At 63.2% G+C, this 21,201-nt stretch carries 20 protein-coding genes, 1 tRNA gene and 1 pseudogene; 9 read left to right on the top strand and 13 right to left on the bottom strand.

Annotation, left to right across the window (positions count from 1 at the left end; translation table 11 throughout):
* The first annotated feature begins 134 nt into the window (after positions 1–134).
* Positions 135–224: transfer RNA gene (locus tag ACZ889_RS24960), tRNA-Ser, on the top strand.
* A 214-nt stretch (positions 225–438) separates the two neighbouring features.
* Here the strand turns inward: ACZ889_RS24960 and ACZ889_RS24955 are convergent.
* From ACZ889_RS24955 to ACZ889_RS24945, 3 genes are all read right to left on the bottom strand, one after another.
* The gene (locus tag ACZ889_RS24955; protein ID WP_476257919.1) at positions 439–2,571 is read right to left on the bottom strand and encodes a TonB-dependent siderophore receptor; all 2,133 of its coding nucleotides are present in this window, start codon (positions 2,569–2,571) and stop codon (positions 439–441) included.
* Positions 2,572–2,830: 259 nt separating this feature from the next.
* Entirely contained in the window at positions 2,831–3,211 is a 381-nt protein-coding gene (locus tag ACZ889_RS24950) for a hypothetical protein (protein ID WP_003252855.1), read from the bottom strand.
* A gap of 214 nt (positions 3,212–3,425) precedes the next feature.
* The gene (locus ACZ889_RS24945) at positions 3,426–4,613 is read right to left on the bottom strand and encodes an MFS transporter (RefSeq protein WP_054889472.1); all 1,188 of its coding nucleotides are present in this window, start codon (positions 4,611–4,613) and stop codon (positions 3,426–3,428) included.
* A gap of 106 nt (positions 4,614–4,719) precedes the next feature.
* Here ACZ889_RS24945 and ACZ889_RS24940 point away from each other — a divergent pair, with 106 nt between their 5' ends.
* A complete protein-coding gene (locus tag ACZ889_RS24940; RefSeq protein ID WP_476257918.1) occupies positions 4,720–5,604 on the top strand; it encodes a LysR family transcriptional regulator in 885 nt (294 codons plus the stop codon).
* A 39-nt stretch (positions 5,605–5,643) separates the two neighbouring features.
* Here ACZ889_RS24940 and ACZ889_RS24935 read toward each other — a convergent pair whose 3' ends face one another.
* Positions 5,644–6,393, bottom strand: a complete 750-nt coding sequence (locus ACZ889_RS24935; protein ID WP_003252861.1) for a 3-oxoacyl-ACP reductase family protein — start codon at positions 6,391–6,393, stop codon at positions 5,644–5,646.
* Positions 6,394–6,511: 118 nt separating this feature from the next.
* Here ACZ889_RS24935 and ACZ889_RS24930 point away from each other — a divergent pair, with 118 nt between their 5' ends.
* A complete protein-coding gene (locus tag ACZ889_RS24930; RefSeq protein WP_017147843.1) occupies positions 6,512–7,450 on the top strand; it encodes a LysR family transcriptional regulator in 939 nt (312 codons plus the stop codon).
* 114 nt (positions 7,451–7,564) lie between these two features.
* Here the strand turns inward: ACZ889_RS24930 and ACZ889_RS24925 are convergent, their stop codons facing one another.
* Both ACZ889_RS24925 and ACZ889_RS24920 read right to left on the bottom strand, forming a co-directional pair.
* A complete protein-coding gene (locus ACZ889_RS24925; protein WP_476257917.1) occupies positions 7,565–8,035 on the bottom strand; it encodes a GreA/GreB family elongation factor in 471 nt (156 codons plus the stop codon).
* A gap of 2 nt (positions 8,036–8,037) precedes the next feature.
* On the bottom strand, positions 8,038–8,436 hold the full coding sequence (locus ACZ889_RS24920; protein ID WP_221100887.1) for a hypothetical protein: 399 nt from the start codon (positions 8,434–8,436) through the stop codon (positions 8,038–8,040).
* Positions 8,437–8,565: 129 nt separating this feature from the next.
* On the opposite strand from ACZ889_RS24920, the gene earP reads away from it, so the two are divergent.
* Together earP and efp are read left to right on the top strand one after the other, a co-directional pair.
* The gene (gene earP, locus ACZ889_RS24915) at positions 8,566–9,699 is read left to right on the top strand and encodes an elongation factor P maturation arginine rhamnosyltransferase EarP (RefSeq protein ID WP_476257916.1); all 1,134 of its coding nucleotides are present in this window, start codon (positions 8,566–8,568) and stop codon (positions 9,697–9,699) included.
* Between the two features lie 48 nt (positions 9,700–9,747).
* Entirely contained in the window at positions 9,748–10,317 is a 570-nt protein-coding gene (gene efp / locus ACZ889_RS24910) for an elongation factor P (RefSeq protein WP_003252871.1), read from the top strand.
* A 234-nt stretch (positions 10,318–10,551) separates the two neighbouring features.
* Here efp and ACZ889_RS24905 read toward each other — a convergent pair whose 3' ends face one another.
* The 3 genes from ACZ889_RS24905 to ACZ889_RS24895 form a co-directional block, all read right to left on the bottom strand.
* Entirely contained in the window at positions 10,552–10,980 is a 429-nt protein-coding gene (locus ACZ889_RS24905; RefSeq protein WP_012053329.1) for an organic hydroperoxide resistance protein, read from the bottom strand.
* Positions 10,981–11,120: 140 nt separating this feature from the next.
* Positions 11,121–11,576 (bottom strand): MarR family winged helix-turn-helix transcriptional regulator, encoded by a 456-nt coding sequence (locus ACZ889_RS24900; protein ID WP_014861691.1) that lies wholly within the window; start codon positions 11,574–11,576, stop codon positions 11,121–11,123.
* 58 nt (positions 11,577–11,634) lie between these two features.
* Positions 11,635–12,588 carry a LysR family transcriptional regulator gene (locus ACZ889_RS24895; RefSeq protein WP_003252875.1) on the bottom strand — a complete coding sequence of 318 codons (954 nt, stop codon included), beginning with the start codon at positions 12,586–12,588 and terminating at the stop codon, positions 11,635–11,637.
* Between the two features lie 113 nt (positions 12,589–12,701).
* On the opposite strand from ACZ889_RS24895, the gene ACZ889_RS24890 reads away from it, so the two are divergent.
* Positions 12,702–13,451, top strand: a complete 750-nt coding sequence (locus tag ACZ889_RS24890; RefSeq protein ID WP_003252877.1) for a sulfite exporter TauE/SafE family protein — start codon at positions 12,702–12,704, stop codon at positions 13,449–13,451.
* Positions 13,452–13,479: 28 nt separating this feature from the next.
* Here ACZ889_RS24890 and ACZ889_RS24885 read toward each other — a convergent pair whose 3' ends face one another.
* A complete protein-coding gene (locus ACZ889_RS24885) occupies positions 13,480–14,331 on the bottom strand; it encodes a LysR substrate-binding domain-containing protein (RefSeq protein ID WP_476257915.1) in 852 nt (283 codons plus the stop codon).
* A gap of 96 nt (positions 14,332–14,427) precedes the next feature.
* On the opposite strand from ACZ889_RS24885, the gene ACZ889_RS24880 reads away from it, so the two are divergent.
* On the top strand, positions 14,428–14,646 hold the full coding sequence (locus ACZ889_RS24880; RefSeq protein WP_003252881.1) for a DUF1127 domain-containing protein: 219 nt from the start codon (positions 14,428–14,430) through the stop codon (positions 14,644–14,646).
* A 772-nt stretch (positions 14,647–15,418) separates the two neighbouring features.
* Here ACZ889_RS24880 and ACZ889_RS24875 read toward each other — a convergent pair.
* Together ACZ889_RS24875 and ACZ889_RS24870 are read right to left on the bottom strand one after the other, a co-directional pair.
* Positions 15,419–15,525, bottom strand: a pseudogene (locus ACZ889_RS24875) (3-deoxy-7-phosphoheptulonate synthase); the annotation flags it as partial.
* 499 nt (positions 15,526–16,024) lie between these two features.
* A complete protein-coding gene (locus ACZ889_RS24870; RefSeq protein ID WP_003247094.1) occupies positions 16,025–17,371 on the bottom strand; it encodes a class II 3-deoxy-7-phosphoheptulonate synthase in 1,347 nt (448 codons plus the stop codon).
* Positions 17,372–17,487: 116 nt separating this feature from the next.
* Between ACZ889_RS24870 and ACZ889_RS24865 the strand changes: the two genes are divergently transcribed.
* Together ACZ889_RS24865 and ACZ889_RS24860 are read left to right on the top strand one after the other, a co-directional pair.
* Entirely contained in the window at positions 17,488–18,243 is a 756-nt protein-coding gene (locus ACZ889_RS24865; protein WP_003247095.1) for a spermidine synthase, read from the top strand.
* 351 nt (positions 18,244–18,594) lie between these two features.
* Positions 18,595–20,274, top strand: coding sequence for a DEAD/DEAH box helicase (locus tag ACZ889_RS24860; protein WP_003247096.1), 1,680 nt, complete (start codon positions 18,595–18,597; stop codon positions 20,272–20,274).
* A 141-nt stretch (positions 20,275–20,415) separates the two neighbouring features.
* Here ACZ889_RS24860 and ACZ889_RS24855 read toward each other — a convergent pair whose 3' ends face one another.
* Positions 20,416–21,183, bottom strand: a complete 768-nt coding sequence (locus ACZ889_RS24855; protein ID WP_476257914.1) for a DODA-type extradiol aromatic ring-opening family dioxygenase — start codon at positions 21,181–21,183, stop codon at positions 20,416–20,418.
* Positions 21,184–21,201: the final 18 nt, after the last annotated feature.

The raw sequence follows: 21,201 nt of genomic DNA, 5'->3' as shown, positions 1-21,201 counted from the left end.
AGGCTGACTGGTCGGTCAGTGCTCACGGCAGCCCAAGTGCAAATACATGAAAAAATTGAAAAAAATGCTTGCCAAAGGGAAAGTCTTTCACTAAATTAGCGCACCTCGACGGGCTGCAAGGCTTGAAGAGAAACGGTGAAGTGTCCGAGTGGTCGAAGGAGCACGCCTGGAAAGTGTGTATACGAGAAATCGTATCAAGGGTTCAAATCCCTTCTTCACCGCCACATTCTACGAAGAGCCCCCGCGCTGAAAAGCACGGGGGCTTTTCGTTTTCAGGGCCATTGGGGCTGCTGCGCAGCCCATCGCGACACAAGGCCGCTCCACACAGGCAATTGGAGTGCCCCCAAGAAGTTGGACACCAATCCAACCCTTGGGAGCAGTCCACACCTGTGGGAGCGGCCTTGTGTCGCGAAAGGGCCGCAGAGCGGCCCCGGCAATCTAGAAGCTGATCGAAGCCGAAAGCCGAGCGGTACGCGGTGCCCCCTGGAACAGGTAGTTATCCCCCAGGTAATCCCCCACATCGCGCCAGTAACGCTTGTCCAGCACGTTATCCACCGTCAGCCGCAGCACCGTGTCATACCCGGCAACACGGGTCCTGTAGCGGCTGCCAAGGTCGAACACGGTATACCCGCCAACCTCCACATTGCCCGCCTGGCTCGCATACTTGCTGGCGCTATACCGCGCCCCGCCCAGCAGCGCCAGCCCCGGAACCGGCAGGGCATATTCCGCATGCAGCGCCGCCCGGAATTTAGGCACGTTGATCGCCTGGTGGCCTTCATAGGCTTCGGTGCCGCTGTTCTGCACCCGCGCCCGAATGGCTGCCGCACTGGCCTGTACCTGCAGGTTCGGGGTCACCCGACCGCTGGCGCCCAGTTCCAGGCCGGTATTTTTCTGCTGGCCTTGCTGCACGTAGGTGAAGTTGCCGGTGCCGTCTGGGCGCGCGTACTGGTACGCCTGGCGGATCTGGAACAGGGCGGCACTCAGGCTCAGGCCTTGCCAGTCGTGCTTGACGCCCAGTTCCAGTTGGCGGGAGGTGGTGGGCGCCAGGATCTCAGCTGCATTGCTGGCGAACCAGGGGGCCGTGCCTCCGGCAGACAGGCCCTTGGCGTAGCTGGCGTATACAGTGGTGTTCGGCTGCGGTTTGTAGATAAGCGCAGCGTTGGGCAGCAGCTCGTATTGGCGGGTATGGCGCCCGGCTACGCCGTTCTCGTCCCAAGTCTTTTCATCCAGGCGCACTTCACGGGCGCCCAGCACGGTCTGCCATTGTTCGTTGAAGCTGATGCGGTCGCTGACGAACAAGCCGTACTGGCGGCTGTCCAGGCGGCGTTCGCTGGCGCCGACGGGTTTGTCGGACGGATCGAGGTCCGGGGCGCCGGTATGGATGTTGCCAGTACCAAGCCACTCGTTGTAGTACGGGCGCTGATCCAGTGTGCGTCGCTGTGCACTGGTACCCACGGTCAGCTCGTGCCCCACCCCCAGCGCATCGAAGTGCCCGTTGAGCATGGCCTGCGCCTCGTCGGTACGGCGGGTATCGTCGGGGCTGCGGAAGTCATAGATGTCGTAGTCGCCATTGCTGCCGAAAAACGCCCCCTCGCTCGAACCCCAGGCAAACGCGCTGTAATCGTCGATCACCACTTTGCTGCGGGAGGCGCTCACGGTGCCGGTCCAGGTATCGTTGAGGCGGTATTCGAAGCGCCCGCCCAGGTTCAGCGAGTCGTTCTGCACGGGCTTTGCCCAATGCTGGTAGGCCAGGCGGTCTTCCGGGTCGATGCCGTGGGGCACTTCAGTGCCTCCGAGCAGTTGGTAACCCGGCACCGACGCCTGTTCGCGGTGCTGGTACTCGGCATCCAGCTGCAGGGTGGCATCCGGGTTGATCTGCCAGTCGAATGCCAGCGAGGCGAAGTCGCGCTTGCCGTCAGCGTGGTCTAAGTAGGTGCGGATGTCTTCATGGGCCAGGTTGGCGCGCAGGCCGAACTGCTTTTCGCTGCCGAACCAGCCGCCAAGGTCGGTGGCCAGATAGCGTTCGCCCTGTTCGTTGGTCGATACCGTGACGCTGCGTATGTCTTCGGCGCGCTTGGTCACATAGTTGATCAAGCCGCCCGGCTCCGACACGCCGGTCTGCAGCCCCGACAGGCCCTTGAGCAATTCCACCTGCTGCTTGTTTTCCAGGGCTACGTTCTGCTCGCCGGCAATGGTCTGGCCATTGATGCGATAGCTACTGGCGGCGTTCAGCTCGAAGCCGCGCACATTGAAGTTTTCGTAGTAGCCGATGGGGGCATAGCTTTCGCCGACCGAGGCATCACTTTGCAACACTTCGCTAAGCTTGCGTACCTGGCGGTCTTCCAGCAACTGCTGGCTGAACACGCTGACAGAGGCGGGGGTGTCGAGCAGTGGCGCGGGCTGGAAGCCGCCCACAGCGGCCTGGCGTGCCTGGTAGCCATCATTGGCGTAGGTGTCGGAGACCTGCAACGGGGCCAGCACCACACTGTCTTCGGCAAACACAGAGGGGCACTGCAGGGCCAGGCCCAGGCTGAGCAGGCTCAGGGGCAGGCGGGGGTGATGCGGGGGCATGCGGTGGGGCTCCTGGATGCGCGATACCTGTACTGGCCCTTTCGCGGGTAAACCCGCTCCTACACTGGTTGGTGGTACACCGGTTGTGATGCACCGGGCGGCGATACACCCGTTGGTGATACACCGGTTGGTGATGCACCAGTTGGTGATACCCCTGTAGGAGCGGGTTTACCCGCGAAGAGGCCGGTACAGGCCATGAAAAAGGCGGCATCTTACCAGCCGCCCTCTACATAAAACGATCCAGGCCCGGCGTATTCAGTCAGCCTGTCTTGATCGGCCGCTTGTGCTGCCGCCAGTTGTCATCGATCTTCGACCAGGTCTTGCCATCGGTAATGGCCATCAGCTTGCGTCCATCCTTGAAGGTGGCCAGGAAGGTCGCTTCTTCTTCCTTGCCACCCAACCACAGCCCGGCCAGCAGCCCTACTGGCCCTGCCACCAGGGCGCCGGCCACGCCCCAGCCCAAGGCGCTACCAAGGCTGCGGTTGGTTTCCAGGCTGGCCAGCCGCAAGTCGCTGATGCGTGCCAGGGAAATCCGCTCACCGGGTGAGGGGCTGCGCGCGGTCTTGAGTGTGAGCGATCCATTGCGATACTCGCCTTCACCTTGCAAGAAATCGCCGGACTGTACCGTGAGTCTTGTCATAAATTCATCCTGTCAGGGAAAGGGCATTCCAGCGCTTAATGAGCGCTGCCCAGGCAGGCAAGTCAACGGCATTGCGACGGAGGGTAGTGCGGTACTTTGTCGCCGTGGCTGGCCTCTTGGCGGGCACACCCGTACCCACAGGCGTATCAGTGCCCTGAGGTTTGTGAGGCACCTGTGGGAGCGGGCGTGCCCGCGAAGAATCCAGCAAGCATCTTCAGGCCACCTGCAAGGTGTTCTTGCGCTTGCGTTCGGCCCATCCCCAGGCCAGCAACGCCAGCCCGCCAATCACCAGCCCGGCCACCACGATCCCCATCCAGCCCTGGCGCTGGAACAGCTGCGTGCCCAGCAACGACCCAAGCGCCCCGCCAATGAAGTAGCAGGTGATATAACCGGCATTCAGCCGCGTGCGTGCCTCGGGCCGCAGGGCGATCACTGCGTTCTGGTTGCTCACATGCACCAGTTGTACCGCCAGGTCGAGCATCAGCACGCCCAGCAGCAAGGCGAGCAGCGACTGTTCGGCAAACCCCAGCGGCACCCACGACAGCAGCAACACCACCAGGCCCACGGTGGTACCCAGCGCGCCCTTGCCGCGGTCTGCCAGGCGCCCGGCCCAGTTGGCCGACAATGCACCCGCCGCACCGGCCAGGCCGAACAGGCCGATCACTGCATCCGAATAGTGGTAGGGGCCTTTTGCTAGCAGAAACGCCAGGGGTGTCCAGAACAGGGCGAACAGGCTGAATGCCAACAGACCGAGCAGCGAGCGCAGGCGCAGCACAGGCTCTTCGATGAACAGGCGGAACACGGAGCCGATCAGTGCCGGGTATTTCAGCCCGGCGTGGCTGTGGTGCTGTGGCAGGCTGCGGTACAGCGCCACGGCGGTAACTGCCATCAGCACGGCGGCCAGCACGTAGATACTGCGCCAGCCACCCAGCTCGGCCATGAAGCCGGCAGCAGTACGCGCCAGCAGGATGCCCAGCAGCAGGCCGCTCATCAGCGTGCCGACCGCCCGCCCACGCTGATGCGGCTCGCTCAGGGTCGCTGCCATCGGCACGAGGATCTGTGCCACCACCGAGAACAGCCCGGTCAGCGCCGTGCCGAGCAGCAGCCAGGGCAGGCTGGGTGCACAAGCGCTGATGACCAGGCCCAAGGTGGAGACAACGGTCATCACGGTAATCAGCCGGCGCTGTTCGAACAGGTCGCCCAGCGGTGCCAGCAGTAACAGGCCGGCGCCATAGCTGAGCTGCGCGGCAATCACGATGCTGCCGGCGCTGGCGGTGCTCAAGCCAAACTGCTGGGCGATGCTGTGCAGCAGCGGTTGGGCGTAATAGTTGCTGGCCACGGCCAGGCCTGTGGCGGTGGCCATCAGCAGGATCAGGGCGCGGCTGAGAGTGGGGGTGTGCATGCAATTCTCGTGGGGGCAGTGGTGTGTGGTGATGATTATCAGCAAGTGTCAGGCATGACACCAATGTATAGTTTTCAACCTATTCATCTTGAAAGCAGATAGATCGATGAACCTCAAGCAGCTCGAATATGCCCTTGCCGTGGCCGACACCGGCAGTTTTACCCGCGCGGCGGAGCGCTGCCATGTGGTGCAGTCGGCCCTTAGCCATCAGGTGGCGCGGCTGGAGGCGCAGCTGGGGGTGAGCCTGTTCGAGCGTAGTTCGCGACGGGTACGCCTGACACCTGCGGGGGAGGCCTTTGTGCTCAGTGCACGGCCCGCGGTGGAGGCGGCCCGGCGCATTGCCGATGACGTGGCGGCGGCCTGCGGCCAGGTGCGCGGGCGGCTGGCGATTGGTGAAATCAGCTCGCTCACCGCGCTGGACCTGGTCGATCTGTTGGCGGTGTTTCACGGTCGTTTTCCGGATGTGGATGTGCGCTGGCTCACGGCCAAGAGCGAATTGCTGATCGCTGACGTACTCGAGCGGCGCCTGGACGTGGGCTTTATCGGGCTTTGGCAGGGCGAAGTAGTGCAGGGGGTGCAGCATCGGTTGCTGGCCCGGGAAGAACTGGTGGCGGTGTTGCCGTTGGGGCATCGCCTGGCGGGCAGGGCACAGCTGGCGCTGGCTGACCTGGCTGGCGAAGTGTTGGTGGATTTCCCCGAAGGCACCGGGGCGCGACGACAGACCGACGAGGCGTTTCAGGCGGTGGGGTTGCAGCGCAGGGTGCAGTTCGAGATCGGGCATGTTCGTCTGGTGGAGAAATTCGTGCAGCGGGGCATGGCCGTCGGCCTGGTGCCCGAGCGGGTGGCTCAGGGCATCGAAGGGGTGGCCTTGGCGCGGTTGGTGGATGCGCCGGTGCGGCACTTGTATGCGGTGTGGTCGTCCAGCCCCACACCGGCTGCCCGGGCTTTTCTGGACGTGATGGAACAGTGCCTGGGGGCACAGAAAGGCTAAGCCTGTGCCTGCGTTGTCGCGGCACAGGCAACCGTTCAATCAGGCTGCAAACCCACCATCTACAGTCAGGCTGGCCCCGGTGATATACCCGGCTTCAGGCCCTGCCAGGTAAGCCACAAAGCTGGCAATTTCCTCCGGCTCGCCATACCGCCCAATGGCCATCAGCGGAATCAGGCTCTCGGCAAACTCGCCACTGGCCGGGTTCATGTCGGTGTCCACCGGGCCGGGCTGCACGTTGTTCACGGTAATGCCCTGCGGCCCGAGGTCGCGTGCCATGCCGCGGGTCAGGCCAACCAGTGCCGACTTGCTCATGGCGTACGGTGCACCACCGGCAAACGGCATGCGTTCAGCGTTGGTGCTGCCAATGTTGATGATACGACCCCCCTGGCCCATATAGCGTGCCGCGGCCTGGCTGGCGACGAACACGCTGCGTACGTTCACGGCCAGCATGCGATCGAAGTCGGCCAGGTCGAACTCTGTCACCGGGGCCACTGCCAGCACACCGGCGTTGTTGACCAGGATATCCAGCCGGCCCAAGGCCTTCACGGTGTCATCCACCGCCAGCTGCACGGCCGCGGCATCAGCGCTGTCAGCCCGCAGGGCCAAGGCTTTGCCGCCGTTTTCGGTAATTTCCCGGGCCAGTTCTTCGGCCGGGCCGGCAGAGCTGACATAGGTGAAGGCCACTTGCGCGCCTTCGCGGGCCAGGCGCCGTACGATGGCTGCACCAATGCCTCGGGAACCGCCCTGAACCAGGGCCACTTTGCCTTCGAGTGTAAGTTGCTTGGACATGCTGTTCTCCTGCTGGAAGCCAGGCCGAAATGCCTTGGATGGGCACAGTATCGGCGCTCGATTGCCTACTGATAAGATGGTAATCACTATCAGCAGAGTAAACCTTTGGTTGCCAATCATGGCCATGGAATCATTCAGCGCGTTGGAATGCTTCATCCGCAGTGCCGAGGTCGGCAGTTTTGCCGAAGCCGCCAGGCGCCTGAGCCTTACCCCGGCTGCCGTGGGCAAGCACGTTGCGCAGCTGGAAGCGCGCCTGGGTGTGCGGTTGTTCCAGCGTAGTACCCGCAAGCTGACCTTGACCGAAGCGGGGCAGCGTTTTCTCGGCGAGGTCAGTGACAGCTTTCGCACCATTCAGTACGCCGTGGCCAACCTGGCCAGTGCAGAAGGCCAGCCGGCCGGGTCGTTACGGGTGAGCATGGGCACCGTGTTCGGGCGTTTGTACGTGCTGCCGTTGCTGGGGGAATTCTTGCGCCGATACCCGGCGATTACCCCAGATTGGCATTTCGACAACCGCCAGGTCGACCTGATCGGCCAGGGCTTCGATGCAGCGATTGGCGGTGGTTTCGAACTGCCGCCAGGGGTGGTGGCGCGCAAGCTGACCCCGGCGCACCGGGTGTTGGTGGCGGCGCCGGCCTATCTGCAGCGGCACGCGCCGATAGAAGACCCGCAGGCGCTGCAACGCCATGACGGCATCCTGGTGCGGTCACCGCAGACCGGGCGGGTGCGCTCGTGGCCGTTGACCAGCCGTTGGCAGGCGCAGCAGCCGCTGCAATTGCGTCAGGCGATGACCATGAGCGATTCGGACGCGGCGTGCGCGGTGGCCGAGCAGGCGCTGGGCATTGCCCTGGTGAGCCTGCCGTTTGCCGTGCCCTATTTGCTGGCCGGGCGCCTGCTGCGGGTGTTGCCGGACTGGTATGTGGACGATGGGCATATCAGCCTGTATTTCGCCGAGCACAAGCTGTTGCCGGGCAAGACCCGGGCGTTCATCGACTTTGTGGTGGAGCAGTTTGCCGAGCAGGGGCTGGCGGGGCGGTTCGATGCCCTGCAGGCCCTTTAGAGAATTATTGCCTGTGCCGGCCCTTTCGCAGGCTCGCCCGCGCCCACAGGGATATCACAGCCTTGAAGGCAGTGGGGTCCTTGTGGGAGCGGGCGTGCCCGCGAAGAGGCCGGTTCAGACAACATCGACAATGAACGATACCTGTGCGCCCAGGTTCACCTCGTCATCCACGCGCTTGCCCAGCAGTTGCTGCCCCAGCGGCGATCGTGGGGTAATCACCGTCACCAGCCCGTCACACTCGCCAATCCTCAACCCCGCTGCCTCTGGCCCGAGAAACAGCTGGCGTTGCGCGCCATCTTCATTTTCCAGGGTCACCAGGTTGCTTACCTGCACACCGCGCGCTGGGTCGTAATCACGCAGCAGCAACTGCTGGTAGATCACCAGCGCCTGGCGGATCTCGGCACTGCGGCGGGCCTGGCCGGTGGCCAGGTACGAGGCCTCCAGGCCCAGCGTGTCATACTTGTTCTCGGCAATGTTCTCTTCGGCGGTGGCGGCCTCGTAGGCGGTTTGCGCCGCGCGGGTCAGCACGTCCAGGTCATGCGCGAGGGTGGCGACAATCAGCGCCAGCAGGTGGGGCTTGTCCATGGTCAGTAACAGAACTCCAGCACGTTGGCCTGGCTTTTTTCGGTGGGCGCGGTACGGTTTTGCTGCAGCCAGAACTGGCACTTGGGGCTGTTGAGGTTGCGCGGGTTGCCTTGGGCGGCATCGGCGGCCTGTTGCAGCGCCTGTTTGTGCAGGATGTCCTTGTAGCGTTCGAACATCTCGGCCTGGGCATCCTGGGCAGTGGCCGGTGCAGGCGTTGCAACGGGGCGGCCTGCGTGCGGGGCTACAACCTGGGCCAGAGGTTGCACCTGCTGTGGCCACAACTGCTGGGCCAGCCACAGGCTCACGGCAATGGCCATGGCGCCTAGCCACAGGCCCAAGGCAACGCACATGATCAGCGGCAACGGCTTGAGGGTGATCTTCAGTTCACGGTGGCGCGGCATGGCAGCCTCCTGGCAGCGTGGTAGGGGGGCATTGTCGCATGCGCTTGGGCATTTTTCTGCGCAGGTGCTTTTGTCTGCGCCAATTTATGCGCAGAATTCGCTGTTTTTGCACCCGCACGGGAGGGGCGCATGAAAGCCACCTGGGACATCTTCTGCAGCGTCGTCGACAACTACGGCGATATTGGCGTGACCTGGCGCCTGGCCCGGCAGTTGGTGGCCGAGCACGGCCTGGCGGTGCGCCTGTGGGTGGATGACCTCAACGCTTTCACGCCCATGTGCCCTGGCGCCGATGCCACGGCGGCGCAACAGTGGCAACACGGCGTGGATGTGCGCCACTGGCCGGCAGCGTGGTTGCCGGTGGCGCCGGCCGATGTGGTGATCGGCGCGTTCGCCTGCCAGTTGCCCGCGGCGTATGTCGAGGCCATGTGCGCCCTTCCGCAGCCGTCGCTCTGGCTCAACCTCGAGTACCTGAGTGCCGAGGACTGGGTGGAGGGTTGCCATGGTTTGCCTTCGCCGCAGCCCAACGGTTTGCGCAAGGTATTTTTCTTCCCGGGCTTTACCGACAAAACGGGTGGTTTGCTGCGCGAGGGTTCGCTGCTGGCCCGGCGTGACGCGTTCCAGCAGTCGGCGGAGGCGCGCCGTGCCTTTTTGCAGGGGCTTGGTGTAGACCTTGTGCCGGATGCGCTGCTGATCTCGCTGTTTGCCTATGAAAACCCGCAGCTGGGCAACTGGCTTGATGCCCTGGCTACAGCTGACCAGGCCTGCCACCTGTTGGTCCCGCAAGGGCGCATCGTCGCGGGGCTCAGCCAGTGGTTGGGCGAGGGGCCGCTGCACGTGGGTGATGTGCGCACCCGTGGGGCGCTGACCGTTCAGGTGCTGCCTTTCGTCAGCCAGGACGACTTCGACCGGCTGTTATGGAGCTGTGATTTCAATGCCGTGCGTGGCGAAGACTCGTTCGTGCGTGCGCAGTGGGCGGGGCAGCCGATGCTGTGGCACATCTATGTGCAGGACGAGAATGCCCATTGGGAAAAGCTCGAAGCGTTCCTCGCGCATTATCGCTGCGGCCTGTCAGACGATGCCGATGCAGCCCTACTGGGCCTGTGGCGTGCCTGGAACATGAATATCGACATGGGCCAGGCCTGGCGGGCGGCCCGCCAGCATTGGCCGGAACTGCAGCAGCATGCCCGCCTTTGGGGGGCGCGACAGGCCGCTCAGCCGGACCTTGCCGAAGCGCTAGTACACTTTTACCGAAATTCGCTATGATACGCGGCCTCGATTTTTATAAATCCATCCAGATTCGGATACTTCGTAATGAAAACTGGTAAAGAACTGAAACCCGGTACCGTACTGCGGATCGACAACGACCCGTGGCTGGTTCAAAAAGCTGAGTTCACCAAGTCGGGCCGTAACAGCGCGATCATGAAGACCAAGCTGAAGAACCTGCTGACCGGCTACAAGACCGAAACCGTATACGGTGCGGACGACAAGCTGGACGACGTGATCCTGGATCGCAAAGAAGCGACCCTGTCGTTCATCAATGGTGACGAGTACACCTTCATGGACACCACCGACTACACCATGTACGAGCTGAACGCCGAGGACATCGAAGCCGTTCTGCCGTACATCGAAGAAGGCATGGAAGACGTCTGCGAAGCCGTGTTCTTCGAAGGCCGTCTGGTGTCGGTTGAGCTGCCGACCACCATCAGCCGTAAAGTTGTCTACACCGAGAACGCTGCTCGCGGTGACACCTCCGGCAAAGTCATGAAGCCTGCCAAGCTGGCGAACGGTACCGAGATCTCGGTGGCCGACTTCATCCAGATCGACGAGTGGATCGACATCGACACTCGCGACAACAGCTTCAAAGGCCGCTCCAAGAAGTAATGCTTCTTGCGAGACGCAAAAAACCCGGCGCAAGCCGGGTTTTTTTGTGCCTGTGTTTTCCCAATCCTCAGCGCGTGCTTGTGCTCGCGCTTTTGTGGGGGCGGCCTTGCGTCGCGATAGGGCCGCAAGGCGGCCCCGGCAATTTCTGCCTACATGCCGAACGCCTGGGGCCGCTTCGCGCCCCGTTCGCGACGCAAGGCCGCTCCCACAGGGGACCGCGCTAGCCTTTGCGCCTTAGACGGTTACGTGCAGGCGCACATCCACATTACCGCGGGTGGCATTGGAGTACGGGCACACCTGATGCGCCTTTTCCACCAGCCCTTCGGCATCGGCCTGGGCCAGGCCCGGCAGGTTGATGTGCAGGTCGATGTCCAGGCCGAAACCGCCCGGGATCTGGCCGATGCCCACCTTGGCGGTGATCGAGGCATCTGCCGGCAGGGCTTTCTTCTCTTGCCCGGCCACGAACTTCAAGGCGCCGATGAAGCAGGCCGAGTAACCGGCGGCGAACATCTGCTCGGGGTTGGTGCCGTCACCGCCCGCGCCGCCCAGCTCTTTGGGGGTGCTGAGCTTGACTTCCAGCTTGCCGTCGCTGGAGCGGGATTTGCCGTCGCGCCCACCGGTGGAGGTTGCTTCTGCGATGTACAGCGGAGTGACCTTTTGCATCTTGAGCCTCGCTAATGTGCTGTGCACTCCCGTTTGCAGGAGGGCGGGGGTTGGTGTGGGATTTAAATTAGCGCGCAATTAGTTAGCGCGCAAGATAAATAATCACCGTTCATCCGAACGGCCATTCCACAGCATAGCGCTCAGAGGTTTTTCTGCAGGTTTTCGCGCAGGTTCAGCAGGTCGGCTTGCAGTTGCTGCAACTGCTCAAGGCTCCGCCCGCTGGCCTTGAGAATGCATTGCGGCACCTGTTTGGCCTGCTGTTGCAGGGCGCGGCCTTTGTCGGTCAGCTGTACCATCACTACCCGTTCATCTTCGCGGCTGCGGTTGCGCTGCAACAGGCCTTCGCTTTCCAGGCGCTTGAGCAGCGGGGTCAGCGAGCCCGGGTCGGTCAGCAGGTGCTGGCTGATTTCGCCCACGGTCAGGCCGTCACGCTCCCAGAGCACGAGCATGGCAAGGTATTGCGGGTAGGTCAGGCCCAGCGCCTGCAGCAGCGGCTTGTAGACCTTGGTCATCAGCAACGAGGTGGAGTGCAGGGCGAAACAGACCTGGTTGTCCAGCAGCAGCTCGTCACAGGAGGCTTGGGTGTCGGCGTTCATGCAGGTCCTTGAAAGTCATCAATGGAAAATTCTGGCACGCTGATCATCAGTGCGCGAATTAATCGCGCAGTTCACTGCGCAAGGCCAGGTCCCAGGGTGGAATCGGGCTGAAGCGGCTCTTGAGGAATTCGAGCAGCAAACGGCTGCGAGAGTTCGTTTCATGTGCCAGGCGTAGCGCGTAAATGCCGCTGGTCTCGGCTTCAGGCATGCCGCCGTCGCAAAACAACGGGATCAGCTCGCCGCGCAGCAGGTATTCACTAATCAGCCAGGTGGGCAGGTGGGCTATCCCCAGGCCGGCGAGGGCGCCGAACAGCAGGGTTTCCGCATTGTTGGCGGCCATGCGCATGCGCGCGGGGCGGTACAGGCGGGTTTGCCCGGCCACACTGAAGCGCCAGGCGAACGGCGGCGCCAGGCCATCCCAGTCCAGCCCGTCATGCCCGGGCAGTTCGCTGGGGCAGGTGGGGATGCCGCGGCTGGCCAGGTAGGCGGGGCTGGCGCAGGCAATGCGCACCATGTAGGCGAGCGGCGTGGCGACCAGACGGGTGTCGGCCAAGGGGCCGGCGCGCAGCACCAGGTCGACCTCGCCCAGGTGGCTGCCCTGCAGGTCGACGAAGCTGTCGATCAACCGCAGTTGCACGTCCAGGCCCGGGTAGGCCACCAAGAAGTCGGCAATGGCCGGGGCCAGGTGGCGGCGGCCAAACGCGGCAGGGGCGTCGATGCGGATCAGGCCTTCCGGGGCATTGCTCAGTGACACCGCTTCAGCCCGGGCCAGGCGCAACTCCTCGATGATGCGCCTGGCCCGCTCGGCAAAGGCGTTGCCTGCAGGCGTGGCCCGCACCGCGTGGGTGCTGCGGGTGAACAGGCGGCTGCCGACGGCGCTTTCCAGGTTGTCGATGCGCCGTGCTACCGCAGACGGGGTCAGCGGGTGGCGACGGGCGGCGGCAGAAAAGCTGCCGGTTTCCAGCACATCGAGGAACAGGCTCAATTGGTCGGTCAGGGTATCGGGGTTCATGGCTGCCTTGCTTTTGCGAAAAACGCACAGCCATTGTGCGCTGCTGTGCGTTTCCCCGCCAGCGCACACTCGTTAGCATGCTCGCATTATTGGTATAGGCGGACGAGGCCCTGATGATCGAGTGGTTGTTGTATATCGTGCTGGGCGCTGCCCTGGGCACCATGGGGGGCTTGTTCGGCATTGGTGGCGGGCTGATTGCGATTCCGGCATTGGGCGTGCTGTTTGGCCTGGACCAGCAGTTGGCGCAGGGGACCGCGTTGGTGATGGTGGTGCCCAATGTGCTGCTGGCGCTGTGGCGGTATCACCAGCGCAACCGCATCGCGTTGCGCCATGCGTTGCCGCTGTCGGCGTGCAGCTTCTTGTTTGCCTGGCTGGGGTCGATCTGGGCGGTGGGGCTTGATGCGCATTCCATGCGCCTGGGTTTTGTCGGCTTCCTGGTAGCGTTGGCGGTGTGGAACGTGGTGCGGATGTTCATGAAGGTGTCGCCGCCGAGTGCCGAGCTGCGTCATGCCTGGCCGTGGCTGGGTGTGCTGGGCAGCTTTGCCGGCACCATGGGCGGCTTGTTCGGGGTGGGTGGGGCCGTGGTGGCCACGCCGATCCTGACCAGTGTGTTCGGCGCTACTCAGGTGGTGGCGCAGGGGCTGTCACTGGCGCTGGCGGCGCCGAGTACCTTGGTCACGCTGGTGACCTATGGCGTGCACCATAGTGTTGACTGGGGGGTGGGGATTCCCTTGGCGGTGGGGGGCTTGCTCAGCATCAGCTGGGGCGTGAAGCTGGCCCACGCGTTGCCGGAGAAGGTATTGCGGGCGATGTTCTGTGTGTTCCTGGTGGTCTGTGCGGTGATGCTGGGGTTTGAGCTTTGAGAGGTTGGGGCCGTTTTTCGGCCCCCGATCACTTGAAACCCTCAACGATGTAGTCGGCCATGCAGTCGGTGATTGGCGAGGGGGTCTGCGTACTGCGCACCAGCATTACATTGGCCATGGGCAACTGTGGCAGCCCTTCGCTCTCACCCAGAATGCGGATGTTGCCCCCGATCAGGCTCTGCAGCTGCGCGGTCACTGCCAGCCCGGCGGTGACGATGGCAAAGATTGCCGCCAGGCTTGGGCTGGTGTAGGCAATACGGTAATCGATGCCCTGTGCCTCCAGCGCATTGCAGGTCCAGGCGCGACAGAAGCAGTCGGTGTTGAACAGCGCCACCGGCATCGGCCGCTGTTCGTGCGGGCAAAAGCCTTCTGCCGCGGCCCAGACCAGGCGTTCCTGGCGTAGCAACTGGCCAATCTCGTTGCCGGGCTCGCGGGTGACGATGGTCAGGTCCAGGTCCTGGCGCAGCATCAACTGCTTGGACGAATCGCAATGCACTTCCACCTGCACCAGCGGGTAGGCTTGGGCAAAGCTCGACAAGATGGTCGGCAGGAAGCGCATGGCGTAGTCGTCTGGTGTGCCGATGCGCACCAGCCCAACCATGTGTGGCATGCGCAGGGTGTTGAACACCTCGCCATGCAACTTGAGAATGCGTCGGGCATACCCCAGCAGTACATGGCCTTCGGCGGTCAGCCGCACCTGACGGCCATCACGTTCGAATAGCTGGCGCTGCAGAATGTCTTCTTCCAGGCGTTTCATCTGCATGCTGACCGCTGACTGGGTGCGGTTGACCACTTCGCCTGCGCGGGTAAAGCCGCCTTGCTCGGCAATGGCGACGAAGGTGCGCAGGACGTCCGCGTCGAGGCTCTGGTACTGGGACATTGCATCAATCTCCGAGATGCATCGCATCAGAAACATTCGTTGGATTGATCTTAAGCCTGGCGTGAGACTGAGGCCATCAACACGGAGGGCTTCACGATGAAAGGTCATGTCAGCAGCATCCAGCAACCTGCCTTTTCCCTGAGCTACCTGTGGCATGCGGCCTTGCAGCGTCCGGCGCGCTGGCTGCAGTTGTACCGTCAGCGTCAGGAGCTGGCCAGCCTCAGTGATGCAACCTTGCGCGACCTGGGGTTGAGTCGGGCGGATATCCAGCAAGAGGCCGAGCGGCATTTCTGGGATGATCCACTGAGGAAGTGATGCCAGGCGTGGCAGTCGCTTCTGCTCCAGCTCCAGCCCCAGCTCCAGCTTCTGCTCTTGCTCTTGCTTTGGCTTTGGCTTTTGCTTCTAAGCGCGCGGTAGTTCAGGCGACGCAGATTGCGACTTCAGGAGGCCGAGCGCAGGGCTTGCGGAGGGAGGTGACGGGCATGGATGCCCGTCAAGCGCTGGGCCCCAGGATGGGGCCTGCAGCGCGGTCCTCCCGGGAGCAAGCCCGGAGCGAGGGGACCCCGGAGCGTAGCGTAGGGGCCGGATGATGGGAGCCGACGGTTTTGGTTACTTTGGCCACGACCAAAGTAACCCGCCGGAAGGGCGGAAAGGTGAACAGGCGCCTACATCGTGAATGAATGTCTACTTGATGTGAAAGCGCACAACCCAAAGGCCCAAAAGCTCAAAAGCTCAAAAGCTCAAAAGCTTAAGCGCTGGTTCTGATCGGGCGTACAGTCCGTTTGCGATGGCGACGCCGACTCACCTTTCCGCCCTTACGGCGGGTCCCTTTTTGTCGTGGCAAAAAGGGACCAAAAACCGTCGGCTCCCATCATCCGGCCCCTACGCTGCGCTCCGGGGTCCCCTCGCTCCGGCCTTGCTCCCGGGAGCACGCGCTGCAGGCCCCATCCATGGGGCCTCAGCGCTTGACGGGCATCCATGCCCGTCATCTCCCTCCGCAATGCCTCCACTCGGCCTCCTGAAGTCGCAATCTGCGTCGCCTGAACTACCGCGCGCCTTAGAAGCAAGATCAAAAGCGAGAAGCGAATTCGGTGATCGGCCGGCCCCGCCGATGCATTCGGTGAGGTTCTGCCCGGTCATCTGGATAAGGATATCGCCGGCATGGCTGCCCTCGGCCTGGTGTACCTGGAAGAACGCCGTTGCTCTTGCTCTTGCTCTTGCTCTTGCTTTGGCTTTTGCTTCTAAGCGCGCGGTAGTTCAGGCGACGCAGATTGCGACTTCAGGAGGCCGAGCGCAGGGCTTGCGGAGGGAGGTGACGGGCATGGATGCCCGTCAAGCGCTGGGCCCCAGGATGGGGCCTGCAGCGCGGTCCTCCCGGGAGCAAGCCCGGAGCGAGGGGACCCCGGAGCGGAGCGTAGGGGCCGGATGATGGGAGCCGACGGTTTTGGTTACTTTGGCCACGACCAAAGTAACCCGCCGGAAGGGCGGAAAGGTGAACAGGCGCCTACATCGTGAATGAATGTCTACTTGATGTGAAAGCGCACAACCCAAAGGCCCAAAAGCCCAAAAGCTTAAGCGCTGGTTCTGATCGGGCGTACAGTCCATTTGCGATGGCCGCAAGGCCTCCTGAAGTCGCAATCTGCGTTGCCTGAACTACCGCGCACTTAGAAGCAAGATCAAAAGCGAAAAGCGCTCAGCGCCGCACCTGCTTGAGGGTTTCGGCAATCAGGAATGCCAACTCCAGCGACTGATCAGCATTCATCCGCGGATCACAATGGGTGTGATACCGGTCAGACAACGCATCCTCGGTGATCGGCCGGGCACCGCCGATGCATTCGGTGACGTTCTGCCCAGTCATCTCGATATGGATACCGCCAGCATGGCTGCCCTCGGCCTGGTGTACCTGGAAGAACTGCTTCACCTCATCCAGAATCTGCGCAAAATCGCGGGTCTTGTAACCGCTGCTGGCCTTGATGGTGTTGCCGTGCATCGGATCGGAACTCCACAGCACCTTGCGCCCCTCGCGCTCGACAGTGCGGATCAGCCCCGGCAAATGGTCGCCAACCTTGCCCGCGCCCATGCGCACGATCAGGTTCAGACGCCCCGGGTCGTTGGCCGGGTTGAGCGTGTCGATCAGGCGGATCAACTCTTCGGGGTTCATGCTCGGGCCAACCTTGACCCCAATCGGGTTGTGCACGCCACGCAGGAACTCCACATGGGCCCCATCGAGCTGGCGGGTGCGGTCGCCGATCCACAGCATGTGCGCCGAGCAGTCGTAGTAGTCGCCGGTCAGGCTGTCCTGGCGCACGAAGGCTTCTTCATAATTCAGCAGCAGCGCTTCGTGGGCCGTGAAGAAGCTGGTTTCGCGCAGTTGCGGCGCACTGTCCAGGCCACAGGCACGCATGAACGCCAGGGTTTCATCGATGCGATTGGCCAACTGGTGGTACTTGTCGGCCAGCGCCGAGTTGGCGATGAAGTCCAGGTTCCACTTGTGTACCTGGTGCAGGTCGGCAAACCCGCCCTGGGCGAACGCGCGCAGCAGGTTGAGGCTGGCGGTGGCCTGGTGGTAGGCCTGCAGCAGGCGTTCCGGGTCCGGAATGCGGCTTTTGGCGTCGAAACCGATGCCGTTGACGATGTCGCCACGGTAGGCGGGGAGGGTGATGTCGCCAATGGTTTCATCGCCAGATGAGCGCGGTTTGGCGAACTGCCCGGCCATACGCCCCACTTTCACCACCGGGCAGCCGGCGGCAAAGGTCATGACAATGGCCATTTGCAGCAACACCTTGAAGGTGTCGCGGATTTTTGCAGCCGAGAACTCGGCGAAGCTCTCGGCGCAATCACCGCCCTGAAGCAGAAAGGCACGGCCTTCGGTGACCTCGGCGAACTGCCGGCGCAGCTCGCGCGCCTCACCCGCGAACACCAGCGGCGGGTAGCTGGCCAGGGTCTGTTCAACCTTCAGCAGGTGCGCGGCATCGGGGTAGGTCGGTTGCTGCTGGATCGGCAGGGCACGCCAGCTGTCGGGGCTCCACGGTTGGTTCATCTTGGGCTCGGTCTTGTCGGTTGTAGGCTATGGGCCATGGTAACAGTTGGCGCTGCGCTTGTTGCATCAAGGGTGTTGGCGGACAATGCGCGTTTTTGCGCAGGTGGGTGGTGGACATGACGGCGGAACGGCAAGAGCGGCTGCTGGCACGGGTGGAAGATGCGTTTGGCGTCATCAGCGTGTACGAAGTAGACGACTACCGCTTTCTGGAATTCGGCGATGCGATCGAGCAAAGCTGCGTGTTCACCGCCGACCCCAGCTGGCTGGAGTACGACTATACCCGCGCCATGCTGGTGGGGGCGCTGTGCCACGAACTGCCTGAGAGTGCACTGTTTCTGGGCCTGGGCGCCGGCACGCTGACCCAGGCCTGCATGAAGTTCCTGCCGCTGGAAGACATCGAGGCCATCGAGCTGCGCCCGGATGTGCCGCGCCTGGCCATGGATTACCTGGGCCTGGACGACGACCCGCGGCTGTATGTGCGTATCGGCGATGCCCTGGAGCTGCTGCCCACGGCAGAGAAGGCCGACCTGCTGTTCGTTGACTTGTACACCGACCATGGTCCTGGGGTCGGGCACCTGGCGTGGAACTTTCTGGAGAACTGCCAGCAGCACCTGAACCCGGGCGGCTGGCTGGTGATCAACCAGTGGGCCACCGATGATGGCAGGCCGCTGGGCGCGGCGTTGTTGCGCGGGTTGTACCACCGGCATTACTGGGAACTGCCTGTGAAGGAGGGCAATGTGATTTTGCTGGTGCCGGCAGACCTGGAGCAGTCGCTGGACCTGGACGGTTTGAGGGCCCGGGCCGAGGCGCTGGCGCCCCGTTTGGGGTACAGCCTCGAGGGGCTGATCCGCGAGATTCGGCCGGCGACGTGAGTGGCTGACGCGCGCCGACACCGAGCGCGCCAGGCTTCAGGGGATTATCGATTCAGCCTGTCGTGCTTGATGGCCCGATACTGGCCCTGCCTCCATGAAAATATTCCTCACGTACGCGACTATTTCAGGTATAGTACGCGCCGGTCTTTTAGCGGACCTCAAAATCAGGTGGTGCAAATCCTCCGAGTCCAGCTTCGGCTGCGCGTCCGCTAGGCGGACCTTCCCAAGTTTTCTTTTTCAATCGTTTTCGCAAATCCCCGCCGCCAAAGCTGCCTGGGTGACCTGACGGTCTTTCAAGGCATGTGCAGCTTTGGAGCATGGGTCTTTGCGGATGCACCTAGAGGCAGACCCATGACCCAGGAAACCGGCGGCTTCGCCGCTCTCGATCTTAACCCGAACATTGTTGCTGCCGTTGTGGCTACCGGCTACGAAGAGCCGTCCGCCATTCAGCAACAATCGATCCCGATCATCCTCGCCGGTCACGACATGATCGGCCAGGCGCAGACTGGCACCGGCAAAACCGCTGCCTTCGCCCTGCCGATCCTGAACAAGATCGATGTGAGCAAGCGCGAACCGCAAGCCCTGATCCTGGCGCCAACCCGTGAGTTGGCGCTGCAAGTTGCTACCGCTTTCGAAACCTACGCCAAGCAGATGCCGGGCGTGAACGTTGTCGCCGTCTACGGTGGTGCCCCGATGGGCCCACAGCTGCGTGCGATCCGCAACGGCGCGCAAATCGTCGTGGCCACCCCGGGCCGTCTGTGCGACCACCTGCGTCGTGACGAAAAAGTCTTGTCGACCGTACAGTACCTGGTACTGGACGAAGCCGACGAGATGCTGAAGCTGGGCTTCATGGACGACCTCGAAGTGATCTTCGACGCAATCCCGGCTACCCGTCAGACCGTACTGTTCTCCGCTACCCTGCCGTCGTCGATCCGTTCGATCGCCGAGCGTCACCTGCGTGAACCCAAGCACGTCAAGATCCAGACCAAGACCCAGACCGTTACCGCGATCGAGCAGGCCCACCTGATGGTCCACGCGGACCAGAAGATCCCGGCTGTGCTGCGTCTGCTGGAAGTGGAAGAGTTCGACGCGCTGATCGCCTTCGTGCGTACCAAGCAAGCCACCCTGGACCTGGCCGCCGCGCTGGAAGCCAAAGGCTACAAGGCTGCTGCACTGAACGGCGATATCGCCCAGAACCAGCGTGAGCGCGTGATCGACTCGCTCAAGGATGGCCGCCTGGACATCGTCGTCGCCACCGACGTCGCTGCCCGTGGCCTGGACGTACCGCGCATCACTCACGTGTTCAACGTTGACATGCCGTACGACCCGGAATCCTACGTACACCGTATCGGCCGTACTGGCCGTGCCGGTCGCGATGGCCGTGCACTGTTGCTGGTTACCCCGCGTGAGCGCCGCATGCTGCAGGTGATCGAGCGTGTTACCGGGCAGAAGGTTGCCGAAGCGCGCCTGCCGAATGCCCAGGCCGTGCTGGATGCCCGCATCAAGAAGCTGACCTCGAGCCTGGCGCCGCTGGTAGCCGAAGCAGAAGCCACCCACGGCGAGCTGTTCGACCGCCTGACCACCGACCTGGGTTGCAGCGCGCGTGCCCTGGCTTCGGCCCTGCTGCGCAAGGCCACCAATGGCCAGGCGCTGGACCTGGCGGCGGTAGAGCGCGAGCAGCCACTGGTGCCGAGCTTCGCCCCGCGTGGTGAGCGTACCGAGCGCGGTGAACGTGGCGAGCGTCCTGACCGTGGTGATCGTGAGCGCCGTGCACCGCTGCCGTTGGCCGAAGGCCGCGTGCGTTGCCGTACCGCCCTGGGTGCCCGTGATGGCATCGCTGCCAAGAACCTGCTGGGGGCGATCCTCAACGAAGGTGGCCTGGCGCGTGACGCTATCGGCCGCATCCAGGTGCGCGACAGCTTCAGCCTGGTCGAGCTGCCGGAAGACGGCCTCGAGAAGCTGCTGTCCAAGCTCAAGGACACCCGCGTGGCTGGCAAGCAGCTGAAGCTGCGTCGCTACCGCGAGGATTGATCCTGGCGTAACGAAAAAATCCCCGGCTTAGGTCGGGGATTTTTTTTACCTGTACCGGCCCTTTCGCGGGCAAGCCCGCTCCTACAGGTACCCCACAGATTTCAGTACCTGTAGGAGCGGGCTTGCCCGCGAAGAGGCCCTTCAGTCGAACCGATAGATGTCCATCCCCAGCGCGCCCAGGGTAAACCCCTGATGCACCACGCCGAACTTGCTCCCGGCCCCGAGGGCAAAGAACAGCGGCAGCAAATGCTCATCACTGGGATGGTTGCGCACCGCAAACGGCGCCTGCTGCCGGTAATCCATCAACGCCGCCTGGTCATCCTCCTGCAGCCGGTCTACCACCCAATCCCTGAACGCCAGCGCCCACGGCTCGATCACATCCGGCCCTGCATGCCAGTCCAGCTCACCCAGGTTGTGGGTAATGCTGCCCGAACCTATCAGCAGTACATCCTCGGCACGCAACCCCGCCAGTGCCTGGCCCACCTTCAGCTGCAGCGCCGGCCCCATGTGGCTGGGCAGTGAAACCTGCACCACGGGAATGCTGGCATCCGGGTACATCAGCGACAGCGGCACCCAGGCGCCATGGTCGAATGGGCGTTGCATGTCCAGCCGCGCGGGTAACCCCGCAGCCTTCAACCGCTCACTGACCTGGCCAGCAAGCCCGGGCTCGCCCGGCGCCGGGTACTGCACCGCATACAGGGCCGGTGGGAAGCCGTAGAAGTCATGCCAGGTTTTGGGCTGTGCGCTGCCGGTGACCAGCAGCTCGCGGCTTTCCCAATGTGCCGACACCACCACGATCGCTTTCGGCCGTGGCAGCGCGTTGGCCAACCCGGACAGTGCCGGCCCGCTGGCGCCGGGTTGCAGGGCAAGCATGGGGGAACCATGGGAAATGAACAGGCTGGGCAGCATGGCGGGGTCCTGAAGGTT

It is taken from the genome of Pseudomonas sp. TE3895, from assembly GCF_056278855.1.
The sequence above is the reverse complement of the archived record's forward strand: the minus strand, read 5'-3'. Positions and strand labels throughout refer to the sequence as shown.

Bases quoted from the DNA above. Each gene is read 5' to 3' on its own strand.
- ACZ889_RS24955 (WP_476257919.1), bottom strand. From the start codon at position 2,571: ATGCCCCCGCATCACCCCCGCCTGCCCCTGAGCCTGCTCAGCCTGGGC.
- ACZ889_RS24950 (WP_003252855.1), bottom strand. From the start codon at position 3,211: ATGACAAGACTCACGGTACAGTCCGGCGATTTCTTGCAAGGTGAAGGC.
- ACZ889_RS24945 (WP_054889472.1), bottom strand. From the start codon at position 4,613: ATGCACACCCCCACTCTCAGCCGCGCCCTGATCCTGCTGATGGCCACC.
- ACZ889_RS24940 (WP_476257918.1), top strand. From the start codon at position 4,720: ATGAACCTCAAGCAGCTCGAATATGCCCTTGCCGTGGCCGACACCGGC.
- ACZ889_RS24935 (WP_003252861.1), bottom strand. From the start codon at position 6,393: ATGTCCAAGCAACTTACACTCGAAGGCAAAGTGGCCCTGGTTCAGGGC.
- ACZ889_RS24930 (WP_017147843.1), top strand. From the start codon at position 6,512: ATGGCCATGGAATCATTCAGCGCGTTGGAATGCTTCATCCGCAGTGCC.
- ACZ889_RS24925 (WP_476257917.1), bottom strand. From the start codon at position 8,035: ATGGACAAGCCCCACCTGCTGGCGCTGATTGTCGCCACCCTCGCGCAT.
- ACZ889_RS24920 (WP_221100887.1), bottom strand. From the start codon at position 8,436: ATGCCGCGCCACCGTGAACTGAAGATCACCCTCAAGCCGTTGCCGCTG.
- earP (WP_476257916.1), top strand. From the start codon at position 8,566: ATGAAAGCCACCTGGGACATCTTCTGCAGCGTCGTCGACAACTACGGC.
- efp (WP_003252871.1), top strand. From the start codon at position 9,748: ATGAAAACTGGTAAAGAACTGAAACCCGGTACCGTACTGCGGATCGAC.
- ACZ889_RS24905 (WP_012053329.1), bottom strand. From the start codon at position 10,980: ATGCAAAAGGTCACTCCGCTGTACATCGCAGAAGCAACCTCCACCGGT.
- ACZ889_RS24900 (WP_014861691.1), bottom strand. From the start codon at position 11,576: ATGAACGCCGACACCCAAGCCTCCTGTGACGAGCTGCTGCTGGACAAC.
- ACZ889_RS24895 (WP_003252875.1), bottom strand. From the start codon at position 12,588: ATGAACCCCGATACCCTGACCGACCAATTGAGCCTGTTCCTCGATGTG.
- ACZ889_RS24890 (WP_003252877.1), top strand. From the start codon at position 12,702: ATGATCGAGTGGTTGTTGTATATCGTGCTGGGCGCTGCCCTGGGCACC.
- ACZ889_RS24885 (WP_476257915.1), bottom strand. From the start codon at position 14,331: ATGTCCCAGTACCAGAGCCTCGACGCGGACGTCCTGCGCACCTTCGTC.
- ACZ889_RS24880 (WP_003252881.1), top strand. From the start codon at position 14,428: ATGAAAGGTCATGTCAGCAGCATCCAGCAACCTGCCTTTTCCCTGAGC.
- ACZ889_RS24870 (WP_003247094.1), bottom strand. From the start codon at position 17,371: ATGAACCAACCGTGGAGCCCCGACAGCTGGCGTGCCCTGCCGATCCAG.
- ACZ889_RS24865 (WP_003247095.1), top strand. From the start codon at position 17,488: ATGACGGCGGAACGGCAAGAGCGGCTGCTGGCACGGGTGGAAGATGCG.
- ACZ889_RS24860 (WP_003247096.1), top strand. From the start codon at position 18,595: ATGACCCAGGAAACCGGCGGCTTCGCCGCTCTCGATCTTAACCCGAAC.
- ACZ889_RS24855 (WP_476257914.1), bottom strand. From the start codon at position 21,183: ATGCTGCCCAGCCTGTTCATTTCCCATGGTTCCCCCATGCTTGCCCTG.